Annotated in this window: 6 protein-coding genes, 2 tRNA genes and 1 pseudogene; 1 reads left to right on the forward strand and 8 read right to left on the reverse strand. The window is 67.9% G+C overall.

Annotated features, from left to right (window positions below; genetic code table 11):
* Positions 1–3,453, forward strand: a 3,453-nt coding sequence (locus JHD80_RS25975; RefSeq protein ID WP_199093308.1) for a hypothetical protein, incomplete at its 5' end; no start/stop codon positions are given.
* A 110-nt stretch (positions 3,454–3,563) separates the two neighbouring features.
* On the opposite strand, the gene JHD80_RS25980 is transcribed toward JHD80_RS25975, so the two are convergent.
* The 8 genes and pseudogenes from JHD80_RS25980 to JHD80_RS26015 form a co-directional block, all read right to left on the reverse strand.
* Positions 3,564–3,908, reverse strand: coding sequence for a lipid-A-disaccharide synthase N-terminal domain-containing protein (locus JHD80_RS25980; RefSeq protein WP_199093309.1), 345 nt, complete (start codon positions 3,906–3,908; stop codon positions 3,564–3,566).
* Positions 3,908–4,651: a glycosyltransferase family 2 protein gene (locus JHD80_RS25985; RefSeq protein WP_199093311.1), complete on the reverse strand. Its 744-nt coding sequence runs from the start codon at positions 4,649–4,651 to the stop codon at positions 3,908–3,910. Before JHD80_RS25985 ends, JHD80_RS25980 begins: the two co-directional genes overlap by 1 nt.
* A gap of 81 nt (positions 4,652–4,732) precedes the next feature.
* Positions 4,733–6,430, reverse strand: a complete 1,698-nt coding sequence (locus JHD80_RS25990) for an ArnT family glycosyltransferase (RefSeq protein WP_199093312.1) — start codon at positions 6,428–6,430, stop codon at positions 4,733–4,735.
* Positions 6,431–6,649: 219 nt separating this feature from the next.
* A complete protein-coding gene (locus tag JHD80_RS25995; protein WP_199093314.1) occupies positions 6,650–6,907 on the reverse strand; it encodes a hypothetical protein in 258 nt (85 codons plus the stop codon).
* A gap of 136 nt (positions 6,908–7,043) precedes the next feature.
* Positions 7,044–7,120 (reverse strand) — tRNA-Arg (locus tag JHD80_RS26000).
* A 31-nt stretch (positions 7,121–7,151) separates the two neighbouring features.
* Positions 7,152–7,457: an ETC complex I subunit gene (locus JHD80_RS26005; protein ID WP_199093316.1), complete on the reverse strand. Its 306-nt coding sequence runs from the start codon at positions 7,455–7,457 to the stop codon at positions 7,152–7,154.
* 66 nt (positions 7,458–7,523) lie between these two features.
* Positions 7,524–7,600 (reverse strand) — tRNA-Pro (locus JHD80_RS26010).
* A gap of 330 nt (positions 7,601–7,930) precedes the next feature.
* A pseudogene (locus tag JHD80_RS26015) lies at positions 7,931–8,195 on the reverse strand (IS3 family transposase); the annotation flags it as partial.

Here is an 8,195-nt window from a genome sequence, read left to right on the forward strand (position 1 = left end):
GCGTTGTCGCGTTGGGTCGAGTATCACCGTTTGCGTCTGTCGCGCTCCCTCGCCTTCGGTATCGGGCTGGCCGCTCTCGCGCTTGCCGCCGGCCTGGAGACGCCTGCCTTCGCGGCCGGTGCGAATCTGCGCGGCGAAGCCATGCCGGCGGGCTTCGGCCGGCTGTCCCTGACCTTCGACGAACCGGTCCAGACCCGCATCCGCGTTTCCAACGGCGTGCTGATCGTCGCCTTCGGCAACCAGGTCCAGGTCGATGTCGCACGCGTCGCCCGCGAATTGCCGAACTATGTCTCCGTCGCCCGCGTCGACCCCGACGGGCGCGGCATGCGCTTTGCGCTGACCCAGTCCTACAAGGCCAATCTGATCGAGGCCGGCGACAAGGCCTTCATCGATATCCTGCCGCAGAACTGGTCCGGTGTGATGCCGGGCCCGCCGCCCGAGGCCCTCGCCGAGCTCACCGAGCGCCTGCGCCTCGCCGAGGTTCGCGCCAGGGAGGCTGCGCGCCAGCCCCCCGCCCCTCCCGCCGTGCTGACCATGAGCACGGCCAGCCTGCCGACGCTGGAGCGCCTGATCTTCAAGGCGCCGGCCGAGACGAAGCTGACCAGCGATCTGTCGAACGGGGCGCTGAAGCTGGTCTTCGACCGGCCGATGAATGTCGAGGTTGCCGCCATCCGCAACGCCCTGCCCTCCGATATCGGGCTCGCCGCGCTGGATGCCGGCAAGGAGGCGCTGAGCCTGACCTTGTCCCTGCCCAAGGATTGGCAGGTCCGCAGCTTCGACGACGAGACCGGGCTGGTGGTCGACCTGCTGCGCCCGGTGAAGCAGGAATCGCTTACGCTCGCCGATCTGAACAAACTGGCGGCGCCGCCTGCCGCTGCCCCCGCCGCAACGCCCCCTGCTGCCGAGCCTCCCGCCAAGCCCGCTGCGGCCCAGCCCGCGGCGAAGCCGGCGGAGCCCGTCGTCCGGGCCGTAGCGGCAGTTCCCGCTGCGTCCGATGTGCCGCCGGGACCGGTCGTCATCACGGTCGACGGCAAGCGGCTCGACTTCCGCTTCACCCGTCCAACTGGAGCCGCGGCCTTCCTCGATGCCGGCGTGATGACGCTGGTCTTCGACACCCGCGACACCATCGATCCCGCCAAGCTCGCCGGGCTGATGCCCAAGCTGGTCGAGGACAGCTCCGTCACGCGCGAGGGCAAGGTCACGCTGGTCAAGCTCAAGCTCACCGGGCAGCCGCTGACACGCGTTTTCGACAACGGCCCGACTTGGTCGCTCGATCTCGGCGAGGACGCGGGACGCCCCGCCGCTCCCGTCGAGCCGCAGCGCAATATGGACGACCGCGGCCAGACCATCGTCGCCGTGCCCCTCGCGGGCCTCACTGGTATCCACTGGCTCGAATCCGGCCCCGCCGGCCTGCCCGTCGCCGTCGCGACCGCCACGGGCCCGACCCGGCTCACGCCCAAGCCCTACCAGTTCGTCGAATTCGGCTTGCTCCAGACCGCGCAGGGTTTGGCCGTCCAGCCGCATGCGGACGATGTCGCCGTCCGCGCCGGCACCGAACAGGTCCGCATCGGCCGCAGCGGCGGGCTCAACATCTCCCTCGATATCGGCGAACCGGACCGCAAGATTGAGGATAGGGCCGAGAGGCAGGAAGCGGCGCCCCTGCTGGATGGCGATACCTGGACGAAGCTGCGCACCGGCAACCCGCTCGAGCGCGCCCGGGCCCTCCTGCTCGACGTCACCGACGCCTCGCGCGGCCGCAAGTCGGAAGCCCGACTGGCGCTCGCGCGTTTCTATGCGGCCAACGGCCTGATGCCGGAGGCCGCCGGCCCTCTGAACGCGCTGCTCGCCGACGACAAGTCGATGCGTGGCAACCGCGAGGCGCTCTTTCTCAAGGGCGTCATCGCGGCCGGGATGCATCGGGACCAGCAGGCGCTGGCCGCCTTCGATGCCGGCCCGATCAAGGACGATGCCGAGACAGGCCTGTGGCGCGCCCTGGTCGAACAGCGCCAGAACCGCACGGCGCAGGCGCTCGTCGGCTTCCGCCGGGCCGAGGCGGTGATCGACCGCTACCCGGCCGACCTGCAGGGCACGTTCCGCGAAGCGATGACGCAGGCCGCGCTCGCCCAGCAGGATATCGCCGTGGCCGAGCGGCAGATCCAGGCTTTGGCCGACATGCCGCGCGACAGCTTCGACCAGGAGCATCTCGCCCTGCTGCAGGCGCGGCTCGACGATATCGGCGGCCGCCCGGAAGCCGCGATGAACGGCTACAAGCCGCTCTTCGACGCCAAGAGCCGCCCGATCGCGGCGGAGGCGCAGTTGCGCGCCGTCAAGCTCGCCGATGCCGAGAAGCGCGCCGACATCAAGCCCGACGAAGCGATCGCCCGGCTGGAGACGGTCTCCGTCATCTGGCGCGGCGGGCGGCTGGAGATCGAGGCGCTGGCCGAGCTCGGGCGTCTTTACGCCGATCAGCAGCGCTGGCGCGACGCCTTCATGGTCGCGCGCCGCGCCAACGAGAACTTCCCCGACGATCCGCTGACCCGGCGCATGCATGACGAGACGGCCCAGCGCTTCGCCGAGCTGTTCAGCGGCGGCGGGCTCGGCAAGCTGCCGCGCATCGAGGCGCTCGCCCTGTTCTACGACTTCAAGGAATTCCTGCCGATCGGACGGCGCGGCGACGAGATCACCCGCCTGCTCGCCGACCGCCTCGTCGAGCTCGACCTGCTCGATCAGGCCGCCGAGATCCTAAAATACCAGATGGACCGGCGCCTCACCGGCGCGGCGCGCTCCACGGTCGCAACGCGGCTGGCCATGGTCGACCTGATGAACGGCAAGCCGGCCGATGCGGTGCGCGCGCTCAACACGACGCGCGTCGTCGAATTGCCGGCCGACGTCAAGCGCGCCCGCCTGCTGCTGGAAGCCAAGGCACTGTCGGACCTGTCCCGCACCGACCAGGCGCTGGAGATGCTGGAAACCGAGCGCGGCCCCGAGATCGACCGGCTGCGCGCCGACATCTACTGGACCGGGCGCCGCTGGCGCGAGGCGGGCGAAGCCTACGAGCGCCTGCTGGGCGAAAGCTGGCGCGGTGACGGCACGCTGGGCGACAGCGAGCGCGCCGACGTGATGCGGGCGGGCGTATCCTACGTGATGGCGAGCGAGAACCTGTCGCTCGACCGGCTGCGCAGCAAGTTCGCTCCGAAGATGGCACGCGGCGCCGATGCCCGGACCTTCGCGTTCATCACCAGCGCCGACCGCACGCGCGCCGCGGACATCCGCGAGATGGCCCGCGCCACCGCCAATGCCGACACGCTCTCCGAGTTCCTGAAGGCCTATCGCGAGCGCTACCCCGCCTATTCGGCCGCGATGCGCAAGCCGCAGGCGCCGGCCGCCGACAAACTGCCCTCGCCAGCCGATGGCGCGGCGGCCGATCCTGCGGCGCCGCCCTCCCGGAGCTGACACAGCACGTCATGCTCGGGCTTGACCCGAGGATCTCGGAAACCAGTGTCTTCTCGTCATGAGATTCTCGGGTCGAAGCTTCGCTCCGCCCGAGAATGACGCTTGCGGCCCTAGCCCGGCCCGGAATTCGTGTCCTCGCCGCGTGCCTTGGCGCGCAGGACGAATTGCAGGTTGCGGATATAGACGAAGACGCCGAAGCCCTGGCCCAGGATGAAGACCGGGTCGCGCCGATAGAGCGCATACATCAGCAGCAGCAGGCCGCCGCCGATCGAAAACCACCAGAAGGTCATCGGCACGACCGAGCGCTTGGCCTTCTCGCTCGCCCACCATTGCACGACGAAGCGCATGGTGAAGAGCCCCTGCGCGACCACGCCGAGCAGGACCCACCAGTCGATATTGTTGACGAAGACGTCGTGGAAATAATTGCCGATCATCTGCTGCAGGTCGATCAGCATCACGGCGTCTCCGAGACGATCTGGGGCACGCGCTTGCGCCGGCGGATCAGCCACCAGACCCCGGCGAGATCGAGGATGCCGACCCAGAGCCGGTCGAAGAAGCCGTAATTCGAGACGCCTGTGAGGCGCGGCCGGTCGCGCACGTCGACATGCAGCACCTTGTGCCCCTCGCGCGCCATCAGCGCCGGCATGAAGCGATGCAGCGCGTCGAAATAGGGCAGTGCGAGATAGGCCTCGCGGCGGAAGCATTTCAGCCCGCAGCCGGTATCGCGCGTATCGTCCTTCAGCACGCGCCCACGCACGCCGTTGGCGATCTTCGACTGCCAGCGCTTGAAGCCGGTGTCCTTGCGGCCGACGCGCTGCCCCTGCACCATCCCGGCCTGAAGGCCGGCCTTCTGCAAGGCTTCGACCATCTGGGGCAGGAAGGCGGGGTCGTTCTGGCCGTCGCCGTCGAGCGTCGCGACGATCGCCGAGCGGGCGTGGCGCACGCCGCTGCGCACCGCCGCGCTCTGGCCGCAGGACTGGGCATGAGTGATGACACGCAGCCAGGGCCGCGTCGCGGCGAGTTCCGCGAGCGCCGCCGCCGTGCCGTCGGTCGAGCCGTCATTGACATAGACGACCTCGAACGGGCCGATCGCGGCGCAGGCCTTCTCGATATCGGCGACGAGCGGCGCGATATTGCCCTGTTCGTTGCGCACCGGCACGACGACGCTGAGCAGCGGATGGGAAGAGGTTTCGGTCAAAGGGGCATCATCCGGAAAAACGGCCCGCAAACTGCGTCAGCGCGGCGGATTGGGCAAGAGCTTCGCATGCAAGGGCGCTGTCTAGCCCGGCGAGCGGGCGAAGACGGCGATCTCCAGTCTGCGCCCGCCATTCAGGTTGAAGCCGTTGATCGTGGTCACGAGACGCGGCTTCGTCGGCTGGCTCGACAGCGCCGTCTTGAACTCATCGGCGAAGCGGCTCTCGACGAAGGCGACGCGGCAGCCCGGCTGGTTCAGGAACGAGGCCGCGTCAGTGCCGCTCGCGGCCATGGCGAGCTTCGTCCCGGTCAGGAAGACCAGGCTCGGCTCGCGGTAGCCCAGCGTGATTACGGCGGGATCGGCGCAGCCGACGGCTCTCGCCGCCTCCGCCAGACGCGGCGACAGCTTCAGCGAGCGCAGGCTCTCGATGGCGAAGGGATAGACCGCGATCGTCAGCAGCAGGCTCGCCGGCACGCAGCGCCAGAGCGCACCCTCGAAATCGAGCCGCCGGAACGCCGCGACGACGCTGATGGCCAGAAGCAGGACGAGCGCTAAGAACGGCAGCGCCAACCACGGAACCGCATGATCGAGTGTCCAGTTGCCGAACAGGATCGCGCTCATCAGCGCCAGCGGCACGATCACGACGAGGCAGGCGGTGAGCACCGCGCCACGACGGTAGCGGTTGATGCCACCGTTCAGCACGGCCAGAAGAAGGAGCGCGGTGATCGCCGGATAGAGCGGCAGCACGTAATGCGGCAGCTTGGTCGGCACGGCCTCGAAAACCAGCCAGGACGGCACGATCCAGGCGATCAGGAACAGGATCTGCGGCTCCTTGCGACGTACCCAGGCGAAGGGCACCGCCATCGCCGCGAAGGCCGCCGCCGGCCAATAGGTCGCAAAGAAGAACAACAGGTAGAGCCCGGGCGGCCCCCAATGCTTCTCCTGTCCCTCGGCGACCTTGCCGAGCATGTCCTGCCCGACGCTTTCGGCGAAGAAGCTGCCGCCGGTCTTGATCATGATCGCGGCGAACCAGGGCAAGGCGACGACGAGGCAAAGCAGGAGCCCCGGCCCGAAGCGCAGCGGCTTCAGCCAGCGGAAGGAGCGCTGGCTCGCGCTGAGCACGAGGACGGCGAGGCCCCAGACCATTGGCACGATCGGCCCCTTGATCAAGAGTCCGAGTGCGGTCGCGCCCCAGAACACCAGCCAGTTGCGCCTGTCCGGTACGAAGGCGAGCGAGCGCGTCCAGTCGAGCCAGGTCCGCGCCAGGGCGCCCATGGAGGCGACGGCGCAGGCGGCGAGCAGCGCATCGGTCTTGGCGATGCGCGCTTCGACGCCGAGCAGCACGGCGGAAGCCATCAAGGCCCCGCCGAGCAGGGCAAGCGGCGGCGACAGGAAGGCGAGCAGCGCCCAATAGGTCAGGAGCACCGCAGCGGTCGCACCGACCAGCGACGGAATGCGATAGAGCCAGATCTGCGTGCGCGCTTCGGGAACGCCGAGCGCCTCGCCGGCCTTCACGGCCGCGCTCTGCAGCCAGTAGATGCCGACCGGCTTCTTGTGGCGCGCTTCGTCCTGGAAGCGGATATCGACAAAATCGCCGGTCTCCAGCATTTGCTTGCTCGCCTGCGCGAAGCGCGGCTCGTCGCGGTCGAGCGGCTGGAGCGTGCTGAAGCCCGGCAGGAAAGCAGCGAGCGACAGCAGCAGCAGGAAGATGCAGGCCCGCAGATGGCTGGCGGAGGCCGCATCCCTGACCCGGTCGATCGCTGGCGTGAGCGAAAACATCATGCTTCCCCGCGGCTGCCGGCCGCACCTTTCCTGAAAGTCGAGCCCCGCCCGATGGCGGGCCTTTCGGGCACGATCAAGGCGAGGCCGCGCGGGTTTACGCTGCCGGGGGAAGGTCGGCAAGCGCGGCGGCCTCGCCGCGCCGGCGCGGATCACAGGACGATGCTGTACTCCAACACGATAAAGAAGGGAGATTACGCCTCGGGAATCAGTCCACAACGGTCAGTCGTTGACGGGCTCCTCGCCGATCCGGATCGCCTGGACCATCCGCGGCGACAGGGTCATGGCCTGGCTATCCGCCGATACCGGCCTGCTGGTCCGAGCCGAGACATAGGCGGGAAGTTCGCACACGGACTGCGAAGCGAGGCCATAGCCGGCCCCGAGCCCCGGCAGGCTGACCGTCTTGACGAAACCGGGTTCCGCGAAGGCGGGGGACGATAGAGCCGCCACAAGGGCGGTCATCGCAACGAACCTCAACATGGCTGCTCTCCGCATCAACCCCCGTTTCAACAACGAGGTCGGCGGTCGCCTGTTCCGTCCGGCAGCCATGCGATATTGCCGCCGCATCCGGAAGAGGGCCGGGATGGCAAAGGCGGCCCGTATCGGGAGAGAAGAATGGCGAGCCCGGCAGGATTCGAACCTGCGACCAGCAGCTTAGAAGGCTGCTGCTCTATCCATCTGAGCTACGGGCCCGAAAGCGAGGATGTGCCCTCGCCTGTCGGCATCAATGCGTCCACTGACCGACGCGCGTGAACTTGAAATTGTCGGAATAGGAGACCGTGCGGCGCTTGGCCTCGTTCGGCTGCTCGACGCGATAGGCGATGCCGTTGCGCGTGGCATAGGCGACCGCCTCGGCCTCGCTGTCGAACCAGAGCTTGAGCTGGCTCTTCATATCAGAGGACGAGGTCCAGCCCATCAGCGGCTCGATCTGGCGCGGCGCCTCGGGCTCGTACTCGAGCAGCCAGCGCTCGGCCTTGGCCGTGCCGGACTGCATGGCCGTGCGGGCCGGGCGATAGATGCGTGCGGTCATGAAAGCGCTCTGCCGTCACCAAAATCCCTGCAGCCCGTCCATCGAGCTGCCGCAAGACGTTTCCAGTGGTCGGGGCACCAGGATTCGAACCTGGGACCCTCTGCTCCCAAAGCAGATGCGCTACCGGGCTGCGCTATACCCCGCCAGTCCGCAAGTGCATCAGAACACTCGCAAAACCACCACACCCCGGAAACGAAAAGAGGGTGCGACGGGGAACGCAATAGCATCGGCCGGGCGGTTTGGGAACAGGAAGTTCCCGTAAACTTCCCAGGGTTGTTCTCTGCCCGTTCGCCCATCACGGGTCACGTCTTCGGCTTTTTGCACTCGCGGCGCTTTAGCTCGTTCTCCACGGCCTCGCGGATGAACTGCGCCTTTCCGTCTGGACCGCCCAGCAGCTCAGCGATGCGTCGATTCGTGCCGCGCGGGTACTTTGTCAGGATGTGTGGCCTGCTGCCGGTTTCGTGGGCGGTCAGTTAAGCTAACCCGACCTTCTTTTCGAACTCTACCGGGCTGATGTAGCCGATGGTCGAGTGCCTGCGAACGGCATTGTAGAAGCGCTCTATGTAATCGAATACGTCGGCACGAGCATCGTCATGTGTCCGGTAGACCCCGCCTCTGATCCGCTCGGTCTTCGGCGACGAGACCCGAAGGGCCGCGCGAAGCAGCGAATAAGCTCTCCATCGCGGCGTTGTCCCAGACATTGCCAGAGCGGCTCATCGAGCAGGTGACGCTGTTGTC

The organism is Allobosea sp. ASV33 (assembly GCF_016428755.1).
In the GTDB taxonomy this organism is placed as follows: domain Bacteria; phylum Pseudomonadota; class Alphaproteobacteria; order Rhizobiales; family Beijerinckiaceae; genus Allobosea.